This window comes from Bradyrhizobium sp. GW821-FHT13H05, from assembly GCF_058804065.1.
Genome location: NZ_JBXAPO010000013.1, coordinates 66,725 through 93,045 on the forward strand (window position 1 = coordinate 66,725; position 26,321 = coordinate 93,045).

At 65.6% G+C, this 26,321-nt stretch carries 23 protein-coding genes; 12 read left to right on the plus strand and 11 right to left on the minus strand.

The window, feature by feature from the left end; all coding sequences use genetic code 11:
- Positions 1–160 precede the first annotated feature (160 nt).
- Positions 161–1,108 carry an AraC family transcriptional regulator gene (locus AC1RR3_RS29595; protein WP_492827291.1) on the plus strand — a complete coding sequence of 316 codons (948 nt, stop codon included), beginning with the start codon at positions 161–163 and terminating at the stop codon, positions 1,106–1,108.
- A 37-nt stretch (positions 1,109–1,145) separates the two neighbouring features.
- Positions 1,146–1,736 carry an NADPH-dependent FMN reductase gene (locus AC1RR3_RS29600; RefSeq protein ID WP_492827293.1) on the plus strand — a complete coding sequence of 197 codons (591 nt, stop codon included), beginning with the start codon at positions 1,146–1,148 and terminating at the stop codon, positions 1,734–1,736.
- A gap of 131 nt (positions 1,737–1,867) precedes the next feature.
- Here the strand turns inward: AC1RR3_RS29600 and AC1RR3_RS29605 are convergent, their stop codons facing one another.
- Together AC1RR3_RS29605 and AC1RR3_RS29610 are read right to left on the minus strand one after the other, a co-directional pair.
- Positions 1,868–3,949 carry a methyl-accepting chemotaxis protein gene (locus AC1RR3_RS29605; RefSeq protein WP_492827295.1) on the minus strand — a complete coding sequence of 694 codons (2,082 nt, stop codon included), beginning with the start codon at positions 3,947–3,949 and terminating at the stop codon, positions 1,868–1,870.
- A gap of 120 nt (positions 3,950–4,069) precedes the next feature.
- The gene (locus tag AC1RR3_RS29610; protein WP_492827297.1) at positions 4,070–4,510 is read right to left on the minus strand and encodes a DUF1810 domain-containing protein; all 441 of its coding nucleotides are present in this window, start codon (positions 4,508–4,510) and stop codon (positions 4,070–4,072) included.
- A 190-nt stretch (positions 4,511–4,700) separates the two neighbouring features.
- Here AC1RR3_RS29610 and AC1RR3_RS29615 point away from each other — a divergent pair, with 190 nt between their 5' ends.
- From AC1RR3_RS29615 to AC1RR3_RS29625, 3 genes are all read left to right on the plus strand, one after another.
- On the plus strand, positions 4,701–5,666 hold the full coding sequence (locus AC1RR3_RS29615; RefSeq protein WP_492827299.1) for a DUF2778 domain-containing protein: 966 nt from the start codon (positions 4,701–4,703) through the stop codon (positions 5,664–5,666).
- A gap of 64 nt (positions 5,667–5,730) precedes the next feature.
- On the plus strand, positions 5,731–5,988 hold the full coding sequence (locus AC1RR3_RS29620) for a hypothetical protein (protein WP_071914482.1): 258 nt from the start codon (positions 5,731–5,733) through the stop codon (positions 5,986–5,988).
- A gap of 393 nt (positions 5,989–6,381) precedes the next feature.
- Positions 6,382–12,378, plus strand: coding sequence for an autotransporter domain-containing protein (locus AC1RR3_RS29625; protein WP_492827301.1), 5,997 nt, complete (start codon positions 6,382–6,384; stop codon positions 12,376–12,378).
- A 136-nt stretch (positions 12,379–12,514) separates the two neighbouring features.
- Here AC1RR3_RS29625 and AC1RR3_RS29630 read toward each other — a convergent pair whose 3' ends face one another.
- Positions 12,515–14,371, minus strand: a complete 1,857-nt coding sequence (locus AC1RR3_RS29630) for a tannase/feruloyl esterase family alpha/beta hydrolase (RefSeq protein ID WP_492827303.1) — start codon at positions 14,369–14,371, stop codon at positions 12,515–12,517.
- Positions 14,372–14,788: 417 nt separating this feature from the next.
- Here AC1RR3_RS29630 and AC1RR3_RS29635 point away from each other — a divergent pair, with 417 nt between their 5' ends.
- Both AC1RR3_RS29635 and AC1RR3_RS29640 read left to right on the plus strand, forming a co-directional pair.
- Positions 14,789–15,376 carry a MarR family winged helix-turn-helix transcriptional regulator gene (locus AC1RR3_RS29635; protein WP_492827305.1) on the plus strand — a complete coding sequence of 196 codons (588 nt, stop codon included), beginning with the start codon at positions 14,789–14,791 and terminating at the stop codon, positions 15,374–15,376.
- A gap of 138 nt (positions 15,377–15,514) precedes the next feature.
- Complete coding sequence (locus AC1RR3_RS29640) at positions 15,515–16,606, plus strand: TRAP transporter substrate-binding protein (RefSeq protein ID WP_492827307.1); 1,092 nt, start codon at positions 15,515–15,517, stop codon at positions 16,604–16,606.
- A 121-nt stretch (positions 16,607–16,727) separates the two neighbouring features.
- On the opposite strand, the gene AC1RR3_RS29645 is transcribed toward AC1RR3_RS29640, so the two are convergent.
- The 6 genes from AC1RR3_RS29645 to AC1RR3_RS29670 all read right to left on the minus strand — a co-directional run bounded on the left by AC1RR3_RS29645 (position 16,728) and on the right by AC1RR3_RS29670 (position 21,910).
- A complete protein-coding gene (locus AC1RR3_RS29645) occupies positions 16,728–17,507 on the minus strand; it encodes an ABC transporter ATP-binding protein (protein ID WP_492827309.1) in 780 nt (259 codons plus the stop codon).
- Positions 17,495–18,550 carry a dihydrodipicolinate synthase family protein gene (locus AC1RR3_RS29650; RefSeq protein WP_492827311.1) on the minus strand — a complete coding sequence of 352 codons (1,056 nt, stop codon included), beginning with the start codon at positions 18,548–18,550 and terminating at the stop codon, positions 17,495–17,497. Before AC1RR3_RS29650 ends, AC1RR3_RS29645 begins: the two co-directional genes overlap by 13 nt.
- A 6-nt stretch (positions 18,551–18,556) precedes the next feature.
- A complete protein-coding gene (locus tag AC1RR3_RS29655; RefSeq protein ID WP_492827313.1) occupies positions 18,557–19,378 on the minus strand; it encodes a GNAT family N-acetyltransferase in 822 nt (273 codons plus the stop codon).
- Positions 19,365–20,402, minus strand: coding sequence for an NAD-dependent epimerase/dehydratase family protein (locus AC1RR3_RS29660; protein WP_492827315.1), 1,038 nt, complete (start codon positions 20,400–20,402; stop codon positions 19,365–19,367). Before AC1RR3_RS29660 ends, AC1RR3_RS29655 begins: the two co-directional genes overlap by 14 nt.
- 14 nt (positions 20,403–20,416) lie before the next feature.
- Positions 20,417–21,187: an ABC transporter permease gene (locus AC1RR3_RS29665; protein ID WP_492827317.1), complete on the minus strand. Its 771-nt coding sequence runs from the start codon at positions 21,185–21,187 to the stop codon at positions 20,417–20,419.
- Between the two features lie 75 nt (positions 21,188–21,262).
- Positions 21,263–21,910 (minus strand): TetR/AcrR family transcriptional regulator, encoded by a 648-nt coding sequence (locus tag AC1RR3_RS29670; protein ID WP_492827319.1) that lies wholly within the window; start codon positions 21,908–21,910, stop codon positions 21,263–21,265.
- 100 nt (positions 21,911–22,010) lie between these two features.
- On the opposite strand from AC1RR3_RS29670, the gene AC1RR3_RS29675 reads away from it, so the two are divergent.
- From AC1RR3_RS29675 to AC1RR3_RS29695, 5 genes are all read left to right on the plus strand, one after another.
- Positions 22,011–23,015 carry an ABC transporter substrate-binding protein gene (locus tag AC1RR3_RS29675; protein ID WP_492827321.1) on the plus strand — a complete coding sequence of 335 codons (1,005 nt, stop codon included), beginning with the start codon at positions 22,011–22,013 and terminating at the stop codon, positions 23,013–23,015.
- A 269-nt stretch (positions 23,016–23,284) separates the two neighbouring features.
- Positions 23,285–23,983 (plus strand): septum site-determining protein MinC, encoded by a 699-nt coding sequence (gene minC / locus AC1RR3_RS29680; protein ID WP_492827323.1) that lies wholly within the window; start codon positions 23,285–23,287, stop codon positions 23,981–23,983.
- Between the two features lie 19 nt (positions 23,984–24,002).
- Positions 24,003–24,818, plus strand: coding sequence for a septum site-determining protein MinD (gene minD, locus AC1RR3_RS29685; protein WP_492827325.1), 816 nt, complete (start codon positions 24,003–24,005; stop codon positions 24,816–24,818).
- A complete protein-coding gene (gene minE / locus AC1RR3_RS29690) occupies positions 24,815–25,096 on the plus strand; it encodes a cell division topological specificity factor MinE (protein ID WP_008144923.1) in 282 nt (93 codons plus the stop codon). The genes minD and minE overlap by 4 nt, the downstream gene beginning before the upstream one ends.
- 207 nt (positions 25,097–25,303) lie before the next feature.
- Entirely contained in the window at positions 25,304–25,489 is a 186-nt protein-coding gene (locus AC1RR3_RS29695; protein ID WP_492827327.1) for a hypothetical protein, read from the plus strand.
- A gap of 25 nt (positions 25,490–25,514) precedes the next feature.
- Here AC1RR3_RS29695 and AC1RR3_RS29700 read toward each other — a convergent pair whose 3' ends face one another.
- Entirely contained in the window at positions 25,515–25,772 is a 258-nt protein-coding gene (locus AC1RR3_RS29700) for a hypothetical protein (RefSeq protein WP_492827329.1), read from the minus strand.
- Positions 25,773–25,875: 103 nt separating this feature from the next.
- The gene (locus AC1RR3_RS29705) at positions 25,876–26,262 is read right to left on the minus strand and encodes a hypothetical protein (RefSeq protein WP_492827331.1); all 387 of its coding nucleotides are present in this window, start codon (positions 26,260–26,262) and stop codon (positions 25,876–25,878) included.
- Between the last annotated feature and the right edge of the window lie 59 nt (positions 26,263–26,321).

The following is a 26,321-nucleotide window of genomic DNA, read 5'->3' on the forward strand; positions in this document are numbered from 1 at the left end:
AGGACGCGAACCGTGACTTGTCCTTTGAGTTGGACCCTCGCCAACTGATCGAGACGGACCAGCATGATTCTTTCGGTCTAACGGGACAGCCGAAAGGGGGAATTCAGATCCGCGCTTTCGCCGGACACGCGTCTTTTCCTGGCGCGGTTTTCATTTTGCCATGACCATTGATGATGATGCGCCAGCGCTGGCGCCAAAGACATTTCGCTTTTCCGATGTCGACGAGTTTCGCAACGCGATCCGCGGGCTGAACTTCGAGTTCACGCCGTTCGTGCGCAGGATTTCGGCCGAGCAAACCATCCTGCAACTGCCCGGCTGCGACGTGAACGTGACGCGCGCGTTTCCGCGCGTGGTGGATGCGCAACTTGTCGCAGATTGCACAGCCGTCGGTTTTGCGATGGACGACCTTGACGTGCCCATCCGTTTCAATGGTGCGCAGCGGACCCGCGCCGTCATCGTCATCGGCAGCAGCGGGGCGGCCTACAACACCATCGAGGAGGTGCAGCGGCAAATCGCCTCGGTCGTGTTCCGCCCCAAGGTGAAGGATCGCGGCTGGCCCGAGACCAATTCCAGCTTCAAGATTTTCGAGACCAGTCCGCTGGCGCTGCATTGGCTGCGGAGGGCGGTCAGGGAGGTGGTGGCGGCCGCGTCCGAGCCCATCGATCCCGCCGAGGTCGCCCTGAAGGCCGCCGCGATGAAGGAGACGCTGTTCGGCGCAGTCGATGCGGCGTTCGCCAACATCGTGTCCGCACGCTGGACTTTGCGGCCCAACGACGAGCGTCAGTTCAGGATGTTCCAGGACATCCGCGCGCTGCTGTCCGACGATCTCGCCCAGCCGATCTACAGCGAGGAGATGGCGCGCAAGCTCGGCCTCTCCGTCCGCACCTTGCATGACGTGGTCCGTCGCTATCGCGGCATGAGCCTGCACCGCTATCTGCGCTTGCGCCGGCTGTGGCTGGTGCGTCGGCGCCTGCTCGCCGGCGCCGACAGTGTCAAGGCCGTCGCGCTGGCGTTCGGTTTCTGGCATCTCAGCGATTTCTCGAGAGGCTACCGCAATCAATTCGGCGAGACGCCCTCGGAAACGCTGGAGCGTGGGCGCCGGCGATAGCGCGACAAGCGGATCGGGTTCGTGCTAGATTCCGCCCATGAGCAATCGCATCCTCGTCCTCTACGGTTCCTACCGTTCCGACCGCATGGGCATCCGCCTGGCGAACTTCGTCATCAATCGCCTGCGTAGCCGCGGCGAAGAGGTCGAGTTCATCGACGCCAAGGCGATCGGCCTGCCGATGCTCGATCGCATGTACAAGGAATACCCCAAGGGCGCGGCGCCCGAGGCGCTGGAGAAGCTGGCCGGGCAGATCCGCGGCGCCGACGGTTTTGTCTTCGTCACCGGGGAATACAATTGGGGCATCCAGCCCGGATTGAAGAACCTGACCGACCATTTCCTCGAGGAATGGTTCTGGCGCCCGGCCGCGATCGTGAGCTATTCCGCCGGCCGCCTGTCCGGCGCACGGGCCTCGACGGCCTGGCACGGCACGCTGTCGGAGATGGGCATGGTGGTGGTGTCGAGCACGATCGGCGTCGGCCCGATCGCGCAGACGCTGTCCGCGGATTCCGAGCCGATCGGCGAGGGCGGCAAGGCGCTGGAGCGCTCGTTCCCGCGCTTTGCCGATGATCTCAATTGGTGGATCGAGGCGGCCACGGCACAGCGGGCGCGCAAGGCCCCGCCGTATTGATGGCCGTTACCGCGAGGACGGTCCCGTAGCCCGGATGGAGCGCAGCGCAATCCGGGGCGGTCCATCCACGCAGAGACCTTCCCGGATTACGCTTTCGCTCCATCCGGGCTACGACTCTCGCCGAGCCGCACTTACGCTGCCCTGACCTCGCCGAGGAAGCGGTCGAACTGTCCGGCGAGGTCGCGCGACTGGGTCGAGAGCTGCTCGGCGGCGCCCAGCACCTCCCGGGCGGCGGCTCCGGTGTCGTCGGCGGCGCGCTGCACGCCAGTGATGTTGGTGTTGACCTCCTGGGTGCCGCGGGCGGCCTCCTGGACGCTGCGGGAAATCTCCCGGGTCGCCGAGCCCTGTTGCTCGATCGCCGCGGCGATCGCGGTGCCGATCTGGTCGATCTCGGCGATGACGTCGGCGACGTTGCGGATCGCGGTCACGGTCTCGTCGCTGGCGGACTGGATCGCCGTGATCTGCTCGGAGATCTCGGTCGTCGCCTTGGCGGTCTGGCCGGCCAGCGACTTCACTTCGGAGGCGACGACGGCAAAGCCGCGGCCGGCTTCGCCGGCGCGGGCGGCTTCGATGGTGGCGTTGAGCGCGAGGAGATTGGTCTGCTCGGCGATGCTCTGGATCAGCGTGACGACGTCGCCGATCTTCTGCGCGCCCTCGGCGAGTGCGCGTGCGGTGTCGCCGGTGCGGCGGGCGTTGTCGACGGCGCGGGTCGCGATCTCCGTGGATTGGGCGACCTGACGGCCGATCTCGGCGATCGAGGAGGTCAGCTCTTCGGTGGCGCTGGCGACCGTCTGCACGTTGGTCGAGGTCTGCTGCGAGGCGGCGGCAACGACCGCGGCCTGGCTGTTGGTCTGGGCCGCCGTCGAGGTCATCGACTGCGCCGTGCTCTCCATCGTCGAGGAGGCGCGGGACAGGCCGCCAACGAGCTCGGTGATCTTGGCTTCGAACGCGCGGGTGAGTCCGTCGAGCGCCTGGGCGCGGCGCATCTTGCCGTCACTCTCGGCCTGCTTTTCGGCGGCGAGCCGGTCGGCGCGGATCATGTTGTCCTTGAACACCTTGACGGCTGCGGCCATCGCGCCGATCTCGTCCGAACGCTCGGCGCCGGGAATCTCTTCGGCGACCTCGCCATCGGCAAGCCGTGACATCCGCGTCGTCAGGTTGACGATGGGCGCGCAGACCCGGCGGCGGACCATCACGATGAGGCCGGCGCTGGCGATCAGCACGGCGAGGAGGCCGACGAGTGCGATGGTGAAGCTGGTGCGCGCGGCGGAGGAGGCGCCGGCGAGGATCTGCTCGGCATTGTCATAGAAGGCGTCGCGGACGTCGATGATGGTGCTGAGACCGCGCTGCGTGGCCGTGAAATAGGTGTCGACGTCGTGCTCGTACTTGCCGCTGATCGCGCCGTCCTTCACGAGCTTGAGCTCGCGGCCAAACTCCTCGATGTAGGTCGCGTTGAACTTCTCCAGCGCGGCCGCGACGTTCGCCGGCGTGGTCGGATTGCCCCGCAACTCCTGGAGCGTCATCACGATCTGGTCGTTGCGCCCCTGTGAGCGGCTGATGTCGGCCTTCTCCGCGTCGGTCGCCGGCTTCTTGCCGCCAACGAGGTTCTTGTGCAGGCTCGAGTTGAAGCCGCCGACGTCGCGCAGCGTCATCGCGACGTTGGCATAGCTGGCCTGGCGGTAGGCATCGCCGTTGAGGATCGCCATGCGGCGGACCTGCTCGTTGAGCAGGGCGGTCACGCCGGCGTTGAGCACGGCGTTGTCGCCCACGATCTTCTTGGCCGCATCCTTGCGCAGCTCCGCCGGTCCCGCCATCGCCTTGTCGATGGCCTCACGCAGCGCGGTGAACTTGGCATTGATGCCGTCGATGCTGTTGCCGGTGGTGGCGCCGTCGTCGAACGGACCGGGCAACTCCTTGCGCAGCACATTCATCTTGTCGCGCGCACCGTCGGTCTGCTTGCGCAGCTTGTCATGCTCGGACAGCTGCGCCGGATCGTAGGTCGCAGGTCCGTAGAGGATGTTGGTGGCAAAGCCGCGCTCGGGGTTGAGATAGCGCGGGATGTCGCTGACGGCGCGGACGATGGCGAGCCGCCCCTGGGCTTCAGTGATCCGCTCCATCGTCTGGTATTTTGTCACAGCGACGTAGACGGCGAGGCCGCCGCCGACGGTCGAGAGCGAGACGATGGCGGTGGTCAGGAGCGTACCGATTTTCATGATCTGTCCGGCAATTGGCGCGGGGAAAATTATTCTGCACGGACGATAGGCAGCCGGTGTTAATCCGGGGTTTACGTTGAAGGCAGGCATGCTCTGCGCGCATGCGTCCATTCGTCCGCGCTAGCGCGTGGCCTGATCGAGCTTCGCGAGGAGCTCCAGCGTCGCGCCGTCGCGCTCACCGGCGAAATATCGGGTGAGCGCCTCGCCGTAAATCGGCTCATCGGAGACCGCGCCGAACAGTGTCATCGACGAGCGAAATTTGGCATCATCAGGTGCGCCGAGGATGGCGTGGATGGTGCGCCCCTCCACGGCGAGCACAAGTCTGGTGCATTCGATCAGGCGCGGGCCGAGGATGGGGTGGGCGAGATAGGCCTCCGCCTCCGCGCGGGAGCCGATGGCGTAGCGCTGGGACATGGCGCTGAAACCGAGGCCCGCGATTTGCGGGAAAACGAACCACATCCAGTGGCTTTGCTTCCGCCCCCGGGTCAGCTCCCCCTGGATGGCGCAAAAAACCGGGTTTTGGGCCTGGACGAACCGGTCTAGGTCGAAAGGATTGGTCATGGGATACCCCGGGGGTGCCTGGCCGGCCGCGATTATGCCTAACTTTTGGCTCCCAATGTGGTAGCTGGTATAGAGTCTCCGGGCGGGGGTTGGGCCCCCCGGGGGTCGATTTGGGGATCTGATGGTTTCCGACCGCGCACGCGCCGAGAGGGTGTTGTCGCGCCGCCGTATCGGGCGAGCGGAGACGATATTGCTGTCTCTGGCCGCTGTCGCGCTGGCGCTGGGCGCCGCCGCCTGGGTCGCTGATATCGGCGATTCGAATTTGGGTGCCTCGACCCCGCTGGCTTCAGCTGCCCTCCCGCCGGCCAATACCCCTTCCTTCGACGACCGCTTTGCCTCGCTCTCGGGCAACCCGCCCGCCCGTGACCTCGGCCTGCGGACGATGGAGCGCTCCGCCCTCAATGCGGTCCAGCTCAAGCTGCGCGATGCCAAGGCGATGCTTGCCCAGAAGCTTCAGGGGGACGACTGGCGCTCGACCCTGACCGATGATGACCGGACGCCGGTTGACGAGCGGCGCCCCTCGCAGCGGGCCGACGCCGTCCCGATGCCGCGTTCACGGCCGGTCCAGGCGGACTTCTCGGCCCAGATCGCCTCCAGCCAGGCCTATGCCGACACCACGCCCAGGGTCGACAACCGCAACTTCTTCGAAAAATTCACTGACAAGATCAAGCTGGCCTCGCTGACCCCCGACAGCGGCCTGTTCGGCAAGGCGCCGGATCTTGCCGCCCTCGGCTACGATTCGCGCACGGCGGTCTATGACATCTCGGCCAAGGCGCTTTACCTGCCGAGCGGCATCGCGCTGGAAGCGCATTCCGGGATGGGCGCGCTGATGGACGACCCCCAGCATGTCGACCAGCGCATGGTCGGCGCGACCCCGCCGGCGACCTACGATCTGAAGCCGCGCGAAAAACTGTTCCACGGCGTCCGGGCGCTGCGCTTGACGCCCACCGACGGCACCAGCGCGCTCGGCCGCGTCGGCCTTCTCACCCACAATTACATGCTCGGGCCGCGCGGCGATTCCAACGGCTGCGTCTCGATCAAGGACTACGATCGTTTCATGAAGGCCTACGACAATGGCGAGTTCAACCGCCTCGTCGTGGTGCCGAGCCTCGGCGGATCGGCGACCGCCTCGCAGCGCGCGAGCACCGACTCCTGATATTTGCCGGGCGGCGGGGCTGCCGTTTTCCCTTCGTTAAGTCGTCCTCGTCCAGAAGCAGCCCATGAGCGATCCCCAGAGTTCCGAGACCCCGCTGCGTACGACGTTCAAGATCAAGCTGAACGGCGATACGCTGGCGATCGCGACCGTCGGCCAGGCGTACCAGTTTCTCACCAACTTCAAATCGGTCGAGTGGATGGAATTCCGCTCGCTGCACGAAGAGGCCGTCGCGGCGCTCGAGGGCGCCGCCGGCAATGCCATGCTCGCGGTGCAGGCAACCAACGCCGTCCGCGCGCTGTTCGTGAGCGCGAAGCTGCTCTGAAGCGTCGCGTGTTCCCGCCAGATGCCTGCATGTGCCTGCGAATTAGGCGAATTACGTCATCAGGTGTCCGCCTGTCTCAACCGTTCGGTTGATGTTGCTACGTAGCTACGAGACGCGGATAAATTACGGTTCCCGCTCGCAATTCCTCACCGGCCAGCAACGATTTGTTACGGTGGAGTCGCTTTTAGAAATGCGATTGGAATTGCAATGGGAACGGGCGGCGCGGACGACGGTCGAGAGGCCAGTTGCACTCGACGGCATGTAGCCCGCTCGATCGTCGGCATGAGGCGAGGGGGGCGACTCGTTGCCGCTGCACTCGTGGCGGTGTCATCGCTCTATGTCCTTCAGCCTCAAGATGCTCACGCACAATGCGTAACGACCGGAACTGATCCGGTGACGGTCACATGCGCGGCCAGCACCGCAACGACGGCGACCACGAATTCGACCAGTCCCAACGCTGCGACCAGCGACAGGACGCAACAGTTCAACGCCGATCTGATCGGGCAGATCAACGCGGGCGTGACCGTCAGCGGCGCAGGGCTCGATCTGGTCACGACGAAGCCGGGCGGCGGGATCAGCTTTACGAACAATGGCGCGGTCAGCTCCACCGGAGGTTCAAGCGCCTTGCAGTTGGACGGGGCGGGCGGGTCTGTGAGCTACACCGGTGCCGGCAGCATCCTGTCGGTCTTCAGCTCGGGCCTGACGGTAACGAACGGCGCGAGTTCCGCGAGCGGCAACATCACGATCAATTCGAGCGGCAACATCAGCAGCGACGCATTCTCGACCGCGGTGGTCGCCGGGGTCGCCAGTGCCACCAACAACGCCAGCGTCGGGGTGACGCTGGCGGGCGTGATTTCGGGCGGAAGTGGCGTCTCGGCGACCACGGCGGGCGGCGGCAACGTCACGGTGACGACGTCAGGCGGCTTCCTGACGAACGCCAGCGCGGCCGGCATCGCGACGGCCACCACCAGCGGCACCAATACGGTCAACATCAACGGAGGCCTCCATCAGGCAGGCGGTCCCGCCAACGTCAGTGCGACGGCGACCACCGGCAACGTCTTCATCAACATGACGGCCGGCACGCTTCAGAGCGCGGCCGGCTCGGGCGGTGGCGTGGAAGCGACCACGACCAGCGGCAATATCATTGTCAATGCGAGCGGCGGCACGATCGGAACCAGCTTCGTAGAGGTCAGCGACGGCGTGGTGGCGACGACGGCGAACGGGGCCATCAATATCACCACGACGTCCGTCTTCGCGAACCACATCGGCGTCAATGCCCAGGTCACGGCGGGCGGGAGCGGCGGCATCACGATTGTTGCGAACGGCGACATCAGCGCCCACAACAATGTCGGCATCCTCTCCGGCGTCGTCGGGGGGACCGGCAACACGTCGATCACCTACAATGGCTTGCTGGATACCAGCGAGGCCGTCACCGCGACCTCCAGCAGCACCGGCAGCATGAGCGTCGGTGGCACCGGCAGCATCATTACGGTCTTCGGACCCGGCCTAACGGTAACCAACACCGCGACCTCGACCAGCGGCGATATCACGATCAATCCGAGCGGCAGCATCAGCGTCAGTGACACTGGTGTCACCGCGCAGGTCACCAACGCAGCCAACAATGCAAACATCAATGTCACGCTGGCTGGTGCGATCACCGGCGCAGCGGCCGTGTCGGCGACGACGGCGGGCGGCGGCAACGTCACGGTGACGACGAGCAACGACGTCACCGCCAACAATGGCGCCGGGATCACGGCGGCGACCACCAGCGGTACCAGCACGGTCAATATCAATGGCGGCACGAGTCAGGCGTCGGCTGGTGCCAACGTCAATGCGAATGCGACCAGCGGCAATGTCGCCATCAACATGACGGCTGGCACGCTGACGGGATCAGCCGGCGGGGGCGGCCTCGACGCGACGACCACCAGCGGCAACATCCTGGTCAATGCGAGCGGCGGCCAGATCGGCACCAGCGCGGCGCGGGTCACGAGCGGCGTGGTGGCGACGACGGCGAGCGGGGCCATCAACATCACCACGACGCCCATTTTTGCGGTCAACAACGGCATCAATGCCCAGGTCACCGCGGGCGGCAGCGGTGGCATCACCATCGTTGCCAACGGGGATATGAACGTCGTCGGCAATGTCGACATCCTCTCCAGCATCACCGGCGGCACCGGCAATACCTCGATCACCTATAACGGCGCGCTGACCTCGACTGGCAATGGCGGCATCAGCGCGACCTCCAGCAGCACCGGCAGCATGAGCGTCGGCGGCACCGGCAGCATCAACGCGTCGATCGCGGGGCCCGGGCTGACGGTGACCAACAGCGCGAGCTCGACCAGCGGCGATATCACGATCAATCCCAGCGGCGGCATCAGCGCCCTTGGGCTTGCGAGCGCGATCTCGGCCCAGATCACGGGCCCGGCCAACAACGCCAACATCGTGGTGGCGCCGACCGGTTTGCTGTCGGGCGGAAGCGGCATCACGGCGACGACGGCGGGCGGCGGCAACGTCGCGGTGACGACGAGCAACAACGTCACCGCCAACAATGGCGCCGGGATCACGGCGACGACGACCAGCGGCACCAGCACGGTCAATATCAATGGCGGCACGAGTCAGGCGTCGGCTGGTGCCAACGTCAATGCGACCGCGACCAGCGGCAATGTCGCCATCAACATGACGGCTGGCACGCTGACGGGCGGAGCCGGCGGGGGCGGCCTCGACGCGACGACCACCAGCGGCAACATCCTGGTCAATGCGAGCGGCGGCCAGATCGGCACCAGCGCGGCGCGGGTCACGAGCGGCGTGGTGGCGACCACCGCGAGCGGGGCCATCAACATCACCACGACGCCCATTTTTGCGGTCAACAACGGCGTCAATGCCCAGGTCACCGCGGGCGGCAGCGGTGGCATCACCATCGTTGCCAACGGGGATATCAACGTCGTCGGCAATGTCGACATCCTCTCCAGCATCACCGGCGGCACCGGCAATACCTCGATCACCTATAACGGCGCGCTGACCTCGACTGGCAATGGCGGCATCAGCGCGACCTCCAGCAGCACCGGCAGCATGAGCGTCGGCGGCACCGGCAGCATCAACGCGTCGATCGCGGGGCCCGGGCTGACGGTGACCAACAGCGCGAGCTCGACCAGCGGCGATATCACGATCAATCCCAGCGGCAGCATCAGCGCCCTTGCGCTTTCAAGCGCGATAACGGCCCAGATCACGGGCGCGGCCAACAACGCCAACATCGTGGTGGCGCCGACCGGTTTGCTGTCGGGCGGAAGCGGCATCACGGCGACGACGGCGGGCGGCGGCAACGTCGCGGTGACGACGAGCAACAACGTCACCGCCAACAATGGCGCCGGGATCACGGCGGCGACCACCAGCGGTACCAGCACGGTCAATATCAATGGCGGCACGAGTCAGGCGTCGGCTGGTGCCAACGTCAATGCGAATGCGACCAGCGGCAATGTCGCCATCAACATGACGGCTGGCACGCTGACGGGATCAGCCGGCGGGGGCGGCCTCGACGCGACGACCACCAGCGGCAACATCCTGGTCAATGCGAGCGGCGGCCAGATCGGCACCAGCGCGGCGCGGGTCACGAGCGGCGTGGTGGCGACCACCGCGAGCGGGGCTATCAACATCACCACGACGCCCATTTTTGCGGTCAATAACGGCATCAATGCCCAGGTCACCGCGGGCGGCAGCGGTGGCATCACCATCGTTGCCAACGGGGATATCAACGTCGTCGGCAATGTCGACATCCTCTCCAGCGTCACCGGCGGCACCGGCAATACCTCGATCACCTATAACGGCGCGCTGACCTCGACTGGCAATGGCGGCATCAGCGCGACCTCCAGCAGCACCGGCAGCATGAGCGTCGGCGGCACCGGCAGCATCAACGCGTCGATCGCGGGGCCCGGGCTGACGGTGACCAACAGCGCGAGCTCGACCAGCGGCGATATCACGATCAATCCCAGCGGCGGCATCAGCGCCCTTGGGCTTGCGAGCGCGATCTCGGCCCAGATCTCGAGCGCGGCCAACAACGCCAACATCGTGGTGGCGCCGACTGGCGTGCTGTCGGGCGGACGCGGCATCACGGCGACGACAGCGGGCGGCGGCAATGTCACGGTGACGACGAGCAACAACGTCACCGCCAACAATGGCGCCGGGATCACGGCGACGACCACCAGCGGCACCGCAACGGTCAATATCAATGGCGGAACCGTTCAGGCTGGTTTCGGAGACGGCGTCGACGCCACCGCTACCACAGGTAAATCCGTCATCAATAATGCCGGCACCGTCACAGCCTCCGCGATCGGTGTAAATCTAACCGGCGGTACGACCAACGCGATCAGTAACTCCGGCAGCATCAGCGCCGTAACCGGCATCGCGACGTCGGCCGGCGCAACCAGCGTGTTTAATGCGGGCGCGATCTCCGGCAGCGGCGGCACCGCGATCCAGTTTGCGGGCGCCGGCAACACCCTGACCATCGCCCCGACCAGCATCATCACCGGCAACGCCGTCGGTGTTGGTACCGATACGTTCCAGCTGGGCGGTGCGTCCGGAAGCGGCAGCTTCGATGCCGCCCTGATCGGCCCGGCCGCGCAATACCGGGGCTTTGCCAGCTACAACAAGGTGGACGCCTCGACATGGACCCTGACCGGCACCAATGCCCTGGTGCTGCCATGGACAGTGCTGGCTGGTACGCTCAACGTGACCGGCACGCTCGCGAACTCGACCTTCACCGTGCAGGGAGGCACCTTGTCCGTCGATGGCACCGTCGGCGCGACCACGGTCAATGGCGGCTTGCTGGCCGGCAACGGCACGCTCGGTGGCCTGACCGTGAACGGCGGCATCGTCGGGCCCGGCCATTCCATCGGCACGCTGAACGTGGCCGGCAATGTCGGCTTCAGCGGCGGCGTCTATCAGGTCGAGACCAATCTTGCTGGCCTTTCCGACAAGATCGTAGCCACCGGCACGGCGACGCTGACGGGCGGGACGGTGCAGGTCATCGCTCAGGCGGGCACCTATTCCTCGGTGATCACCTACACCATCCTCACGGCGGCCAGCGGCAGGACCGGCACATTCTCCGGTGTCACCACCAATATCCCGTATCTCATGGCCACGCTGGCCTACGACGCCGACGACGTCTTCCTCAATCTCGTCCGCAACCCGACCTTCTTCCAGGACCAGGGGCTGACGCGCAACCAGCGTGCGGTCGGCACCGCACTCGACCGCTTCCCGGTCGGCAATCCGCTGTTCGCCGCGGCGGCGAATGTTGGCGCCAGTGCGATCCCCCGGACGCTCGACAGTCTCTCCGGCGAGATCCACGCCAGCGTGCAGTCGGTGCTGATCGACGACAGCCTGTTCGTCCGCGATGCCGTGCAGAGCCGGCTGCGCCAGGCGACCTATACCGGCACGAGCGGAGCCATGGCCGCGCTGGGCCTCGGCGGCCCGGTCGTAGCTTATGCCGACCCTGCGAGCGCCTACGCGTCGACAAGCCGGCCCGCGTTTCCGACCAAGGCGATCCCGATGGCCGTTCAACCGCCGGCGGAGTTGACCTGGTGGACGCAGGGCGTCGGTGCCTGGGGCAGTTTTGATGGTGACGGCAACGCCGCCGGTGTGTCCCGCAATCTCGGCGGCGTTTTCACCGGCCTCGACCGCCGCCTTGGTGACGACTGGCGTGCGGGTATCGCGGCCGGGTACACCAACTCGTCCGTCAGCGTGAATGCGCGCGCGAGCTCAGCCAATATCGATACTGCCCATGTGGCGGTCTACGCCGGCACCAGCCGGGGGCCGCTGAATTTCCGCTCCGGCGCCGCCTTTGCCTGGAACGAGGTCGGGACCAGCCGCTCGGTCCTGTTTCCCGGGTTCTTCGACAGCGTGACGGCGCATTACAGCGCCAGCACGAGCCAGGTCTTCGGTGAGGTCGGCTACGGCTTTGCGGTTGGCAAGCTTGCGATCGAGCCCTTTGCCGGGCTCGCTTATGTCCACCTCGACACCGGCGGCTTCAGCGAAGCCGGCGGTGCGGCGGCACTCGCCGGCACACGTGCAACCGAGGATACCGGCTATTCCTCGCTCGGCGTACGGCTGGCCGAGAGCTTTGCGCTCGTCAACGGGACGACGTTGGTCCCGCGTGTGTCCGCCTACTGGCAGCATGCCTACGGCAACACGATCCCCACGACGTCGCTGAGCTTCCTCAGCACCGGCAGCGCGTTCTCGGTTGCAGGTGTGCCGCTGGCGCGGGATGCCGCGGTCGTGGAGGCCGGATTTGACTGGCAGCTCAAGCCCAACGCCAAGATCGGCATATCCTATTTCGGCGAGCTTGCGGACCATGTCACCGACCACGCCGTCAAGGGCAGGTTTAGCTTGAATTTCTAGTCGAGCTTGGGCGAGGCCCGGGCAGGCTGCCGCGCTCCGCGGCAGCCTCGAAGTTTGCTATGGGACAGGCAGACGGTCCTCGAAGACCGTAGCCCCGCGCCGCGTCCGGGGGGGCACGCGAGAGACTGACAGCGCCTCAGTGCTTGTCGTCGCCACGCCCGTCGTCGTCATCGTTGAAGTCGTGGTCGCCGCCCGGCCTGAAGCCGGGATCGATGCAGGCAAAACTGCCGGCATCGTTGGTCAGGCCGCTGCCTTTATAGGCTGCAATCTTCGGATAGACGCAGAGCGGCCTCGTGCCGCTGGCCGGGAAGTTCGTCGCAATGCGCGGATCGAAAAGTCCGCCGGTCGGATAGGGCGAGGTCGCGTTGGTGTTGGCCGCGACGATGCGATCCGGTGCGATGCCTTGTTCGACCCAGTCGGTGATGGCCTTGATCTCGTTCCCGGCGAGGCTCGTGGTGGCCGCGCCGCCGCCGCAATGAGCCATGTTCGGCACCATGAACAGTCGCGCGAAATCGGTCGCACGACCGCTCATGTGCCTGTCCATGTTGCGATACCAGCGGGCGATCGCGGCGCCCGAGAAGATGCCGTCATTGACGGAGGAGGAGATGATCAGCTTGCCGCCGCGCGCCCTGAATGGACGCAGATCGGTCGAGACCGCCGCCATGAAGTCCATGCTGCTTTCGGGATAGGCCTGGGTTTTCGTGAAGATCTTCGGCGCGTCGGTGTCGAAGTTGAAATGGAACACGAAGGCTTCCTGGCCGTTCGGCCCGTTGACCGGCGTGACGACGGGCGGCGTCTGGAAGATCATCGGGAGCGCGCCCGCCCCGAGCGTCAGGTTGATGGCGGTGTTGACACCTGGCACCGGCGCGGTGACGACGTTCCACAATTGCCAGCCCGCGCCGGGCGCGGTGGGCGGCGTCCAGATGCCGGCATCCCAGAACCAGTTCGAATAGAGCCGCTGGCCCTTCGAATTGATCGGCCCGGCATAGATCTTCTTCAGCGCGTCGACCTGCGCAGCCGTCAGGCACGTGCCGCCATGCGGCGTGCTGCCGTGCGAGCCGGTGCCGCAGGTGTAACTGGCGAGCGCCGGATACACCTTCTTCGCCGTGCAGGCGTGATAATTGTCGATGATGCCGTCGACGAGGCCATCGAGCGCGTCGCAGGCGCTCAGGATCGCGGCCGAGGCCACCTGGAGATCCTGCGCGGGAAACGTGTCGGGAATGAACGGCTGTCCGTTGATGTCCGTGCTGGTTGAAAGCGTGCCGAGCACCTGCTCGTTCCAGGCTTCCGCGAGGCCCGCCTGCGGCAGGTTGAAGCCGGGATTTTGCGAGATCACGCCGTCGAACAGCCAGGGGAAGCGCTGCGATGCCATCATGGCGTCGCGTCCGCCGTTCGAGCAGCCCATGATGTAGGAATAGACGGTATCGAGGCCGTAGAAATAGGAGATGATCTCTTTCGAGATCGTCGCGGACTTCTCGATGCCGTTGTAGCCGTAATCCCTGCGCGCCTGGGCGTCGATCGCGAAATGCGCGGAGCCTCCGGCGTTGGCATCGTCGTCCTGATATCCTCCAACGACGTTGCTGGCGCTGTCTTCGTGGCCGCCGTCGTCAGCGGCGACAGCCCAGCCCTGGCCGAGCTCGACGCCGGCCGCGCCTTGCGGATCCGCATTGAGGCTGCCGTCAGTGCCGCCGCCGCCCATCATCTCGAAACGGCCGTGCCAGGTGTTGGGCAGGTTGAGCGCAAAGCCGATCCCGTAGGTGAAATGATCGGGGTCCTGCGTCGAGACGCGCTTGTTGATGATGCCGATCACGTTGCAATAGCCCGGCTTCTGGGTCGCGCTCAGGATCTGTGTGTTCGGCAAAGTGAGCCCGGTGAGGGCGGTACAGGACGCGCGCGGCGCGACGCCGCTCGGTGGCAGTCCGTGGGCGGCCGCTTGCGGGCCGAGAGACGCCCATGTGGCGATGATCGTCGAGGCGAGGAAAAGTCGTTTCATGTCATGCCCTCCCAGTTTCATCATGGATGATTGAACGAAAGCGTCCGACGCGCCGCCGGCGGGCGAGGCGTCGAGTGATCAGATTCATTTGCGAGATCGATGTCGGGAGAAATGCGCTTGCGTCCGCGATGAGCTGCAACGCAGCTTCGACTGCGCGGCATGATCATGCCGCCGCGATGCGCTCTGGCATGCGGATCGGCGCCCACCCTGATGGACGACACGGACGTTGGCTCCCCTTGACCCGCTCGTGTTACGGCAGGTTTCTACGATCCTTAGGCGAGCCATGTTGCCGTGTCAACATGACGCATTGCGCGATATTGCCGTGCAACCTGTCGTAGAAGCTGTACGCGTTCAGGCCGCTTCTCGATCAGGCTACGTTGCGTTAGACTCGCTGTCCGAATCCTCAAAACCGGCCGGATGCACCGCGACCGGCTTTCCGAAAGATGCGTGTCGATGCAGCCAGGCAAGGCACGGGTCGGGAAGCGGACCGCGCGACCGCGGCGGGCTGCACGCGTGACCATGCCGTCGCGATCGGCGCCGCGCGCGGTATCCGGCACGAAGACGGCCAAGGTGAAACCGCTTGCCCTCGGGGATCTCTCGCAGCTGCTGGGCTACAGTATTCGGCGGGCGCAGCTCTGGATCTTCAAGGAATTCAGCCGGCAATTGGCGGTCTTCGAAATCAGTCCCGCCCAGTTCTCCGTGCTCTGCGTGATCGACGCCAATCCCGGCGTCAACCAGCTCGCCGTGGCGCAACTGCTGTCGATCGAACGGGCAGGGCTCGGCAGGCTGGTGGATCATCTCGAAGGTCGCGGCCTCGTGCGGCGCACCGCGTCGGCGATCAACCGCCGCTATTATGTGCTCTATTTGACCGAGGCCGGCACGGCGCTGCTGGGCCGGATGAGGCCGGCGGCCGCCGAAAGCGATAAAGCGCTCGTCGCCAAGATCGGACCGCGCGCCTACAAGGAGTTACAGCGGGCGCTGTCGATCTTTGTCGGGGACGCCTGACCCGCGGCGGCCTGATTTGGCAGGTTGCCCCTCCTTTATCATGGCTTGAACTGCAGGGCGGGAACGGGCAAACGGTCCGCGAAGACCGTGGTCCGAAGTCGATATGCTTGAACTTTACTTCCAGGGAGAGACCCCATCATGAAACGCCGTACATTCCTCAAGGGCGGCGCGGTTGCCGGCGCGACGACGCTGGTTGCTGCACCTGCGATTGCGCAGAGCGCGCCCGAAATCAAATGGCGCCTGACCTCGAGCTTCCCGAAGTCGCTCGACACCATCTACGGCACGGCGCAGACCTTTGCGAAATACGTCGCCGAAGCCACCGACAACAAATTCCAGATCCAGACCTTCGCGGCCGGCGAGCTCGTTCCCGGCCTGCAGGCGCTCGATGCCGTCAGCGTCGCCACCGTCGAGATGGCGCAGACACCGCTGTATTTCTACATCGGCAAGGAGCCGGCGCTGGCCTATGCCACCGGCGCGCCGTTCGGCATGAACCACCGCCACCAGGAATCCTGGTGGTATTTCGGCGGCGGTGCCGACCTCACCAACGAGGCGCTGAAGCCGTTCAAGACCCACGCCATCCTCTGCGGCAATTCCGGCACCCAGATGGGCGGCTGGTTCCGCAAGGAGATCAAGACCGTCGACGATCTCAAGGGCCTCAAATTCCGCATCGCCGGGATGGGCGGCCACGTGCTGGCGCGGCTCGGCGTGGTGCCGCAGCAGCTCGCCGGCGGCGACATCTATGCGGCGCTGGAGAAGGGCTCGCTCGACGCCGTCGAGTTCGTCGGTCCCTATGACGACGAGAAGCTCGGCTTCCAGAAGGTCGCAAAATACTACTACTTCCCGGGCTGGTGGGAGGGCGGCGCGATGCTGCACATGATCGTCAATGACGAGAAATGGGCGAGCCTGCCGAAGCAGTATCAGGCGGTCGTCAACCAGGCCGCTTCCGCTGCGGGCGCATGGATGCTGGAAAAGTACGATAGCGTGAATCCGGCGGCGCTGAAGCGGCTGATCGCCAACGGCGCAGAGCTGAAGGCATTCCCGCAGCCGGTGCTGGAAGCCTGCTACAACGCGACCCAGGAGCATCTGAACGAGCTCGCCGCCAAGAGCGATCTGTTCAAGCGCACCAAGGACAGCCACGACGCCTATATGAAGGAGCTGCTGTTCTACACGCAGATCGCGGAGAATTTTTACGACAATTATCTGCTCGGCAAGATGCGCAACAAGACCTGATGGTGAGGAGGGCGCGGTGTTTACGCCGCGCCCGGCTTCGTAGCCCGGATGGAGCGTAAGCGTAATCCGGGGCCTCGCGCGTCATCGGCACTTTCCCGGATTGCGCTTCGCTCCATCAGGGCTACGAAGTGAGGCCCAGCTTCGCGTATATCCGCCGCGCATAGGCGCCGAACGCATCCGTGGTCTTCAGCGGCAGATCGCGCGGGAAGGGCAGGTCGATCGGGAAATAGTCGGCCATCTTCGCCGGCCCCGCGGTCAGCACGGCACAGTGCGACGACAGGAACACGGCTTCCTGGATCGAGTGCGTGACGAAGATGATGGTCTTGCCGCTCTCGCGCCAGATCCGCAGCATCTCCAGATTCATCTGCTCGCGCGTCAGCGCGTCCAGCGCGCCGAACGGCTCGTCCATCAGGATCAGTTTTGGATCGTGGATGAAGGCGCGCGCGATCGCGGTGCGCTGCTGCATGCCGCCGGAGAGCTCGCGCGGATATTTCTGCTCATAGCCTGAGAGGCCGACGAGGTTGAGCAGGTCGCGTGCCCGCTCGCGCGCAGCCTTCATCGGCAAGCCCACGATCTCGGCCGGCAGCAGCACGTTGTCCAGAATGGTCCGCCATTTCAGCAGCAGCGCCTGCTGGAACACCATGCCGATGTCGCGGGTCGGATCGAACGGACTTTTGGCATTGCCGATCTTCATGGTGCCGCCGTCGGCGCCGTGCAGCCCGGCCAAGATCTTCATCACCGTGGTCTTGCCGCAGCCGGAGGGGCCGACCAGCGAGACCAGCTCACCTTCCTGCACGTCCATCGTGACGTCGGACACCGCGAGAAATTCCGCGCCGCCGCTGCGGTAGACTTTCCGGACGCCGCGCAGGCTGATGAAGGGCTCGTCCGTCATGCCAGCCATTTGTTCAGGTTGTCGGCGACGAACGCATCATCGCTGAGGTCGGCATGCTCGCGGCAGACGCGGTCGATCTCGTCCTTCTGGCCCGGGCTCAGGCCCTCGTTCGGATCGAGGCACCACAGACCTTTCATCAGGCCCTGGCGACGCAGGATCTCGTGGCAGCCGGCGATGCAGCCGTGGAAATTGTTGGCGACGTCGAAGAAGGCGCTGTTGCAGTCGGTGACGCGGGCATCGAGCGCGAGCAGGTCGGCGGGCACGCTGTCCTTGTGCCGCGCCGCCTTGCAGCGCTCGAACTGCTTGACGGCGCTCGCGGTCCACACCGACCAATGGCCGAGCAGGCCGCCCTTGAAATAGGTGCGCGTGGTGACGCCGTTGTCGCGCAGGTCGAACGGCAGCATCAGGTCGAGCAGGATATGGTCGTCATTGCCGGTGTAGAGCGCGACGCGGTCGAGCGCGCCGGCCGCTGCGACGCCGCGCAGCACGTCAAGAGTCCTGTAGCGGTTGAACGGTGCGATCTTGATGGCAATGACGTTGTCGATCGAGGCAAAGCGCTGCCAGAACCGGCTGGACAGGATGACGCCGCCGACGGCCGGTTGGAGATAGAAGCCGACCAGCGGGATCTCGGCGGCGACCGCCGTGCAATGTGCGATGATCTCGTCCTCGGAGGCATTCTTCATCGCGGCGAGGCTGAGCAGTCCGGCATGATAGCCGATGTCGCGTGCGGTGCGCGCTTCCGTGATCGCCTGCCTGGTCGGACCGGCAAGGCCCGCGACCATCGCCAGCGGCCGCTTGGTCCAGTTCGCCGCGGTCTCGGCGGCGAGCTCCAGCACGGGACGGTAAAGGCCGACGTCGCGGATCGCGAACTGCGTCGTGTGCACACCGACGGCAAGGCCGCCTGAGCCTGCGTCGATGTAATAGCGCGTCAATGCGCGCTGATGCGTCTTGTCGAGCTGCCGCTCGGCGGTGAGCGCGAGGGGATGCGCCGGCAGCACGGTGCCCTCGGCAATCAGCTTGCGGATATCGGCGTTGATCTGGCTGTGGTGCATGATGTCCTATCCGAATTCGGGGCCGGCAACGGCGAATGGCATTTCCTCAGCCGCTGTCGTGGCGGGGCCGAACCGCATGCGCTGGAACGGACGCTCGATGGTCCAGCCTGAGGCGGTCAATCCTTCCAGGAACGCTGATTGCGACGCGACGGCATCGACCAGAAGCGGGCCGGTCTCGGATCGCGCGATCGCGTCAACCAGGGCCAGCGCCGCTGCGGCATTGTTGGCAAATAGCGGGCCAATATGGCGCGCGGTCCGGCCGTCGCGAACCAGCGCAATGGCTCCATTCGCGGCGACGATGCGCGAGCCGGAGCGCTGTGCGAAGGCGGAGAGCAGAGCGGTCCGGTCGAGGCCGGTGGCCCGCCGGTCCCGTGCACGCAACGCATCGATGGTCGCGGATGATGTTGGTGGTGCTTCGGCGCGCGCGGGCGTCACCAGCTTCAGCCGGCGCAATTGCAGGGTTGGTGTGAATCCGAGTGGCCCGTAGACGGCAGTGCCGTCAGGCGTTGCGTCGAGCCAGCTCGTCAGGCCGTTCTTGCGCGCGGTTTCCAGGCAGGCATCGACTAGGCGCGTTGCGAGGCCGCGGCGGCGATGCGTGGCTGACACCAGCACCATGCTGATCCAGGCATTGTTGCCGGAGTAGGGCAGCAGTGCGGCGGTGGCGACCAGCCGCATGCCGTCGCGGATGCCGAACACGACGCCGTCGCGCAGGAAGATTCGCCAGTCCTCCTCGGTCTGGTTCCAGTGGGCTTCCGTCGACAGCGCGAGCCCGGCGATCGCATCGTTGGTGCCGAGCTTCAGGATGGGCGGATCGTCAGTAGCGTCCATCGCGGACCTCGTATTTTGTCGGCTTGCCGAGGCTCGGCATGGCGCGGGAGACCCAGTCCGCGGTCCAGGCGATCAGCTGCTCGGTGTCGACGACGGGCAGGCCGAACAGCTCGACCGCCTTTGACGTGTCGGTGAGCCACGCCGTCGGCTCCTCCTTGCCCGTCAGCACCGGCGCACGGCCGAAGCGGGCGCCGAATTTTGCAGCGAGATCACGTACCGCGAGGATCTCGTGGCCGCTGACATTGATCGGCGAGGTCGGGGCGGTGCAATGCGCGAGGCACCGCAGCGCCTGCGCAGATGCGTCGCCCTGCCAGATGAAGTTGACGTGGCCGAGGCTGACGTCGATCGGCGTGCCCGTGAGCACCTTTGTGGCGATGTCGTGCAGCACGCCATAGCGCATGTCGATCGCGTAGTTGAGGCGGAACAGCCGGCCCGGCGTTCCAAACTTGCGCGAGAAATATTCGAACATGCGCTCGCGGCCGACGCAGGACTGGGCATATTCGCCCGGCGGGTTCGGCGCCATCTCCTCGCGCGCGCCTTTGCCGTCGACGGGGACGAACGGATAGACGCAGCCGGTCGAGAAAGCGACGATCCGCGACGACGGGAAGGCCTGTGCGACCAGCGCCGGGACGTGCGCGTTCATCGCCCAGGTCAGCGACAGATCGCCCTCGGCGCCGAACTTGCGGCCGGCCATGAAGATGATGTTCGGGGCCTTGGGCAGGGCCAGAATCGCGGCTTCATCGAGCAGGTCGCAATTGATGGTCTCGACGCCGCGCGCGTTCAGCCAGTCCCTCACGCTGGCCTCGCTGAAGCGCGCCACGCCGATGACGCGACGTTCGGGTGCGGCGGCTTTCGCCAGCCCCGCCAGCGTCGGGCCCATCTTGCCGGCGACGCCGAGGATCATGATGTCGCCCTCGACCTTGTTGAGGTCGTCGATCAGCGCCTGGCTTGGCCGGCACAGCAGATCGTCGAGGGCTGCGATATCCGGGATTGTCTTCGGCAGCGTCTGGCGGGTGAGGAGCATCGATGGGTCCTTCGTTAGCTTTGCCTGGCGTCGCCGACCACGAACATGCGTTCGAGGACGAGGACCAGGCCGTAGAGCGCGACGCCGAGCAGTGTCAGCAGCACGACCGCCATCACCATCGCGGGCGTGTCGAGCGAGGACTGCACCTGGATCATGAGGTAGCCGAGCCCGCGCTCGGAGGCGATGAACTCGCCGACGATGGCGCCGGCCACCGCGAGGATGGCGCCGACCTTCATGCCGGAGAACACGTAAGGCAGCGATCCCGGCAGCTGGATCTTGCGGAACAGCGTCCAGCGCGAGCCGCGCAGCGATTTGACGAGGTCGAGCAGGTCAGGCTCGACCTCGCGCAGGCCCCGCGCGGTGGTGAGCAGGATCGGAAAGAAGCAGATGCTGAAGGCGATCAGGATGTTGGGCAGGATGCCGTAGGAGAACCAGACGATCAGAAGCGGCCCGAGAGCGACCTTCGGGATCATGTTGAGCGTCACGAACAGCGGCAGCAGCACGAGGCTGACCAGCGGCGCCCAGCTGAAGATCACGGCGAGCGCGACGCCGACGAAGGCGCCGAGCGCAAAGCCGCCGAGGATCTCGATGGCCGTCACCAGCGTGTTCGCGCCCCAGGCATAGTTCGCGGTTCCCAGCGTCTGCACGGTCGCCAGCGGGGAGGGCAGGATGAATTTCGGGACGTGGAATGCGTCGACCAGGACCTGCCAGAGCACGAGCACGGCGAGATGCACGATCAGGATGATCGCAAAGCTGCGTGCCGGGCCTGCTCCGTCACCTGCCACCTTTTGCTCCCCGTTGCTTGCGGCCACGACGGCAAGCCTAACCGGCCTTGCAGCAACTTTCAACCAGTTGGTTGATTATGGCCGGAGCGACTGGAGCACGAGATCGACAACGTGCCGGCGCCGGGATCGGCGCTGGGTGCGGCTCGACAGGTCCTTGCCGAAGATCGCCGACAGCGTCGGGGTGTTGGAGAAGAAGAAATAGCTGAGGCCCGCAATGGAGATGTAGAGCTGGACGGGGTCGATCCCCTTGCGGAAAAGCCCGCTGCGCACGCCTTCATGGAGGATGTGGGAGACGCTTTTGACCAGCGGAGAATGCATCGCTTCCAGCCGCGTCGAGCCGCGGACATGGCGGGCGCCGCCGCGGTTCTCGTCGTTCAAAAGCACGATGAAATCAGGGTTTGCCGCCAGATGGTCGAACGAGGCTTCGATCAGCCGGCGGATCGCCTTGTCCGGCGCCAGGCCTTCCAGATTGAGCTTGCGCTCCTGCTCGCGGATGTCCTCATAGACCCATTCGAGCACGGCGAGGTAGAGCGCGTCCTTGTCGCCGAAATAGTGGTAGACGAGCTGCTTGTTGACGCCGGCACGCTCGGCGATCTCGTCGACGCGGGCGCCGGCAAGGCCGTGCCTGGCGAACTCCAGGCGCGCCGCCGTGAGCAGCTTCTTGCGGGTGGCGACCGGATCGCGCCGCTGCGGCACGGTGTCGCCAGATCGTTTTGCGGACATTTCCAACCAAACAGTTGACAAGTGGAGGGCGGACTTGTTGCATTGGTATCCTCACATGGGGAGAGCGACAAGCCGGGTCGCGGGAATGAGGAGAGATGCGATGAAGCATTTGCAGGCGGCTGTTGTGGCCCTGGCGCTCGGTTTGCCGGCGGTGCCGGCGAGCGCGGGCGAGGCGGTCAATCTGATCCTGAACTGGACGCCGACCGCCGACCACTCGCCGTATTATTACGCCAAGGCGCAGGGCTGGTACGAGAAATCAGGCATCGACCTCACCATCGAGACCGGCAAGGGCTCCGGCGTCTCCGCCGCCAAGGTCGGCTCCGGCGGCTCGCCGTTCGGCGTCGCCGATCTTGCCACCATGCTGGTGGCCAAGAGCAAGGGCGCCGACACCGTTGCGGTGATGAGCGTCTATGCCAACACCGGCCAGACCTTCTACTGGCTGAAAAGCTACGGCGTGAACGGCGTCAAGGATTTCACCGGCCACAAGATCGGCAATCCGCCCGGCGATGCCTCGCGCGTGATGTGGCCGGCCTTCGCCAAGGCCGCTGGCCTTGCGCCTGATGCCGTCGGATTCGTCAATATCGGGCCCACGGCGAAGGTCGCGGCGCTGAAGAGCCACACCGTCGATATCATCAGCGATTTCTACAATGAGCACGATGTCAAGGTGATCGAGTTCGGCGACGATCTCGGCTACGTCAACTGGAAGGACATCGGGCTCAACCCCTACGGCAACTCGCTGATCGTCAACGGCGCCTATCTCCAGAAGAACCCGAAGGTCGTCGAGGATTTTGTCCGCGTCACCCAGAAGGCCTTTGCGGCCTGCGTCGCCGACGTCGAGCCCTGCCTGAAGGCGCTGCTCGACCAGGTCTCCGGCCTCGACAAGACGAGCCAGGAGCGCCAGTGGGAGCGGATCAAGTTCCTGATGACGGACGAGTTCACGACGACCAAGAGTCTCGGCTGGATCGACGGTGAACGGATGAAGAAGGACTACGAGCTGGTCCAGACCTATCTCGGCATGGAGAAGCCGTTCGACGTCAGCACCGCGTTCACGACGAAGATGCTGGATCCCGGCATCAAGATGGATGCGAGCAAGGTGAAGAAGTAGGGGGCTGCGCTTTCTCCGCTCGTGCCCCGGACGCGGCGCAGCGTCTCTTCGACGGTGCGCTGCAGAGCCGGGGCCCATGTTGCGGGAGTGTACCGTGCCGCCTCCTGGGTCCCGGCTCTGCGCTGCAGCGTTGCACGCTGCAGCGCGTCCGGGACACGAGCAGCACCAACTAGGGCCCCACCCACGTAACCTCACGGAGAAATTAACCAGCCGTTAACCATATCCGCCGCATCGTTAACCATTCAATAACAGGGAACGAGTCGGCCGATATGGAGGCTGCAGCAAAAGTCCAACGCCAAATGGTGCGCCTGCGTGGGCGCTCCTATGTGGCCTTTGTGTTCGTGCCGACGGTTCCGATCCAGGACTGGCTCCAGGAGATCGACGCCACCATCGCCCGCTCGCCGGGCTTCTTCGCCGGCCGGCCCGTGGTGATCGACCTGTCCTCGGTCGATCTCAGCCAGTCCGGCATCGGCCATCTGCTCACCAGTCTTCAGGACCGCAACATCCGCGTGCTCGGGATCGAGGGCGTGGAGGAGGGCCGGCTGACCCCGATGATGCCGCCGCTGTTGTCGGGCGGGCGCAGCTGTGTGGTCGAACCGACCGCGCCCAAGAAGCCTGAGGCGAAGGTCGAGACCAAGCCGACCTCGCTGCTGATCGAGGCCCCGGTGCGCTCCGGCCAGACCGTGATCTTCCCCGAAGGCGACGTCACCATTCTGGGCTCGGTCGGCTCGGGCGCCGAGGTCGTCGCCGGCGGCTCCATCCACATCTACGGCGCGCTGCGCGGCCGCGCCATGGCCGGCGTCAACGGCCACACCAGTGCACGCATCTACTGCCAGAAGATCGAGGCCGAGCTGCTTGCGATCGACGGGTTTTATCAGACCGCCGACGATATCGACGCCGCCTTGCGCGGCCGGCCTGCCCAGGCCTGGCTGCAAGGCAACACCATGCGAATTACCGCGCTGAACTGACCAGAAGGAGATTTTTGAGATGGCCAAGGTACTGGTCGTGACGTCAGGCAAGGGGGGCGTCGGCAAGACGACGACGACTGCCGCGCTGGGGGCTGCGCTGGCGCAACGCGGCGACAAGGTCGTCGTGGTCGATTTCGACGTTGGCCTACGCAATCTCGACCTCGTCATGGGCGCCGAACGCCGCGTCGTGTTCGACCTCATCAACGTGGTGCAGGGCGTGGCCAAGCTGCCGCAGGCGCTGATCAAGGACAAGCGGCTGGAGAATCTCTGGCTGCTGCCGGCCTCGCAGACCCGCGACAAGGACGCGCTGACCGAAGAGGGGGTCGGCAAGGTCATCGCCGATTTGCGCAGCCGTTTCGACTGGGTGATCTGCGACAGCCCCGCCGGCATCGAGCGCGGCGCCTCCATGGCGATGCGCTTTGCGGATGAAGCCGTGATCGTCACCAATCCGGAAGTGTCTTCGGTGCGCGATTCCGACCGCATCATCGGCATGCTCGATTCCAAGACTGTGCGAGCCGAGAAGGGCGAGCGCGTCGAGAAGCACATTCTCATCACCCGCTACGATCCCTCGCGCGCCGCGCGCGGCGAGATGCTGACCATCGAGGACATCCTCGAAATCCTTGCGACGCCCTTGCTCGGCATCATCCCCGAGAGCCAGGACGTGCTGCGCGCCTCCAACGTCGGCACGCCGGTGACGCTGTCGAACGCCGAAGGCGCACCCGCGCGGGCCTATATCGATGCGGCGCGGCGGCTGTGCGGCGAGACCATCGCCATGCAGGTGCCGACCGAGCGCAAGGGATTCATGGATCGCCTGCTGCGACGGAGGGCTGCATGAGCATGGGTCTGCTCCGGCTTCTCCGCGGCAACAAGGCCTCTGCACCCGTCGCTCGCGAACGGTTGCAGATCCTGCTTGCCCATGAACGCGGAATGCGCGGCCAGCCCGATCTGCTCGGTGTGCTGCGTGAGGAAATTCTCGCTGTCGTGTCCAGGCATGTGACGCTGGACCCGACCAAGGTCATCGTGCGGCTCGAGCGCGGTGACGAGGTGTCGACCCTGGAGGTCGACATCGAAGTGCCGAACGATTTCGAGCGCAAGAAAGCGGCGGTCGCGTAGGGGACGCGACCGAGACGGCCCATTTGGGGTGGGTGAGAAGGCGGTCCGCTGGGCATAGCGGGCCGCCTTTGTCGTTTGGGCGGTTCGGGTTCCCGGGACTGCTGATGTGATCGGCCGTGGCCGGAACGGGACTCGCGGCGAGGTCGTTGTCGGAGAGCCGCGGAGCGCCGAGCCGGCGCCGCGGTGTCCTCAACCGGGAGAGCGCCCATGATGTCCGAGGTCCAGGTCCACACCGTCGCGCGGCAGATGCTGGAACAGCATGGTTTTGAAGCGATTGCGAAGGCCGCCGAACAGGCGCAGGCTTGCGAGGGCCGCGGCGAGGCCGAAGAGGCCAAGGAGTGGCGTCACATCGCGGACGCCATGAAGATCATGCGCGGGCCAGCCCACAGCTAGCCGACCCAAGCTTTCGACGAACGCCTCAGCGCTCGCCCTGTTCGCTGCCTTGCGCGCCGGACTTGTGTTGCGTCTGCGCCTGGCCGTGCTCGCTCGTTTCCTTGCAGGGGAGCTGCTCCCACGATCCGTCGGGTGCCTGCTGATAGGCGCTGCATGATGATGACGACGAGGTCGATTTATCCTCGCTCTTTTGCTGCGCGTCGGCATTCCGGGCCAAGGCGGGGGCGCTCAGCGCGGTGCTGATCGCGAGGCTGGCTGCGACAACGAGATGAACAATCCGCATGGGGGTCTCCTGTTCGAAGAGCCCGCATGCTGGCCAGGAATGTGACGATTATTGGCCGCGGCGAGGGTTCCGCCGCGGTGTGCTTAACGCCGCGGACGAGCGTCTAGCCGCCCTTGCTGCGGATCAGGCCGGCGGTCTTCTGCTTTTCGCACCAATTGCTCATGCCGAGCCGGCGCTGGTCGAGATCGGTCATCTGGGTGGCGACTGCGACCTCCGCCATGATGTCGTCGGCCTGCTTCTCGCCCATCTTGCCGCCGGTGTGCATCCAGGCGATCGCCTTGCGCACCTGCTCAGTGGTGCCGTCGGGCAGCTGCATCTGCTGCGCCTTTTGCACCAGATCCTGGTAGACGACGTCCGTGCCAGGACATTCGACCTTGGCGGCGAAGGCCTGCAGGACCATCGTGACATAGGTCGAACGCGGGTGGTCGTCGGCCGCCTGGGCCGGTGCGGCGATCAGCAACAGGCCTGCCATCAGAAAACCGGTGCGCATGCTTGGGTATCCTCCTCGATTTTTTGGGGAGGCTAGCGCCCGGCGCGCCGCTCCGCAAT

Bases quoted from the DNA above. Each gene is read 5' to 3' on its own strand.
- minD (WP_492827325.1), top strand. From the start codon at position 24,003: ATGGCCAAGGTACTGGTCGTGACGTCAGGCAAGGGGGGCGTCGGCAAG.
- AC1RR3_RS29595 (WP_492827291.1), top strand. From the start codon at position 161: ATGACCATTGATGATGATGCGCCAGCGCTGGCGCCAAAGACATTTCGC.
- minC (WP_492827323.1), top strand. From the start codon at position 23,285: ATGGAGGCTGCAGCAAAAGTCCAACGCCAAATGGTGCGCCTGCGTGGG.
- AC1RR3_RS29700 (WP_492827329.1), bottom strand. From the start codon at position 25,772: ATGCGGATTGTTCATCTCGTTGTCGCAGCCAGCCTCGCGATCAGCACC.
- AC1RR3_RS29695 (WP_492827327.1), top strand. From the start codon at position 25,304: ATGATGTCCGAGGTCCAGGTCCACACCGTCGCGCGGCAGATGCTGGAA.
- minE (WP_008144923.1), top strand. From the start codon at position 24,815: ATGAGCATGGGTCTGCTCCGGCTTCTCCGCGGCAACAAGGCCTCTGCA.
- AC1RR3_RS29655 (WP_492827313.1), bottom strand. From the start codon at position 19,378: ATGGACGCTACTGACGATCCGCCCATCCTGAAGCTCGGCACCAACGAT.
- AC1RR3_RS29600 (WP_492827293.1), top strand. From the start codon at position 1,146: ATGAGCAATCGCATCCTCGTCCTCTACGGTTCCTACCGTTCCGACCGC.
- AC1RR3_RS29610 (WP_492827297.1), bottom strand. From the start codon at position 4,510: ATGACCAATCCTTTCGACCTAGACCGGTTCGTCCAGGCCCAAAACCCG.
- AC1RR3_RS29635 (WP_492827305.1), top strand. From the start codon at position 14,789: ATGCACCGCGACCGGCTTTCCGAAAGATGCGTGTCGATGCAGCCAGGC.
- AC1RR3_RS29660 (WP_492827315.1), bottom strand. From the start codon at position 20,402: ATGCTCCTCACCCGCCAGACGCTGCCGAAGACAATCCCGGATATCGCA.
- AC1RR3_RS29645 (WP_492827309.1), bottom strand. From the start codon at position 17,507: ATGGCTGGCATGACGGACGAGCCCTTCATCAGCCTGCGCGGCGTCCGG.
- AC1RR3_RS29630 (WP_492827303.1), bottom strand. From the start codon at position 14,371: ATGAAACGACTTTTCCTCGCCTCGACGATCATCGCCACATGGGCGTCT.
- AC1RR3_RS29675 (WP_492827321.1), top strand. From the start codon at position 22,011: ATGAAGCATTTGCAGGCGGCTGTTGTGGCCCTGGCGCTCGGTTTGCCG.
- AC1RR3_RS29670 (WP_492827319.1), bottom strand. From the start codon at position 21,910: ATGTCCGCAAAACGATCTGGCGACACCGTGCCGCAGCGGCGCGATCCG.
- AC1RR3_RS29640 (WP_492827307.1), top strand. From the start codon at position 15,515: ATGAAACGCCGTACATTCCTCAAGGGCGGCGCGGTTGCCGGCGCGACG.
- AC1RR3_RS29650 (WP_492827311.1), bottom strand. From the start codon at position 18,550: ATGCACCACAGCCAGATCAACGCCGATATCCGCAAGCTGATTGCCGAG.
- AC1RR3_RS29605 (WP_492827295.1), bottom strand. From the start codon at position 3,949: ATGAAAATCGGTACGCTCCTGACCACCGCCATCGTCTCGCTCTCGACC.
- AC1RR3_RS29620 (WP_071914482.1), top strand. From the start codon at position 5,731: ATGAGCGATCCCCAGAGTTCCGAGACCCCGCTGCGTACGACGTTCAAG.
- AC1RR3_RS29705 (WP_492827331.1), bottom strand. From the start codon at position 26,262: ATGCGCACCGGTTTTCTGATGGCAGGCCTGTTGCTGATCGCCGCACCG.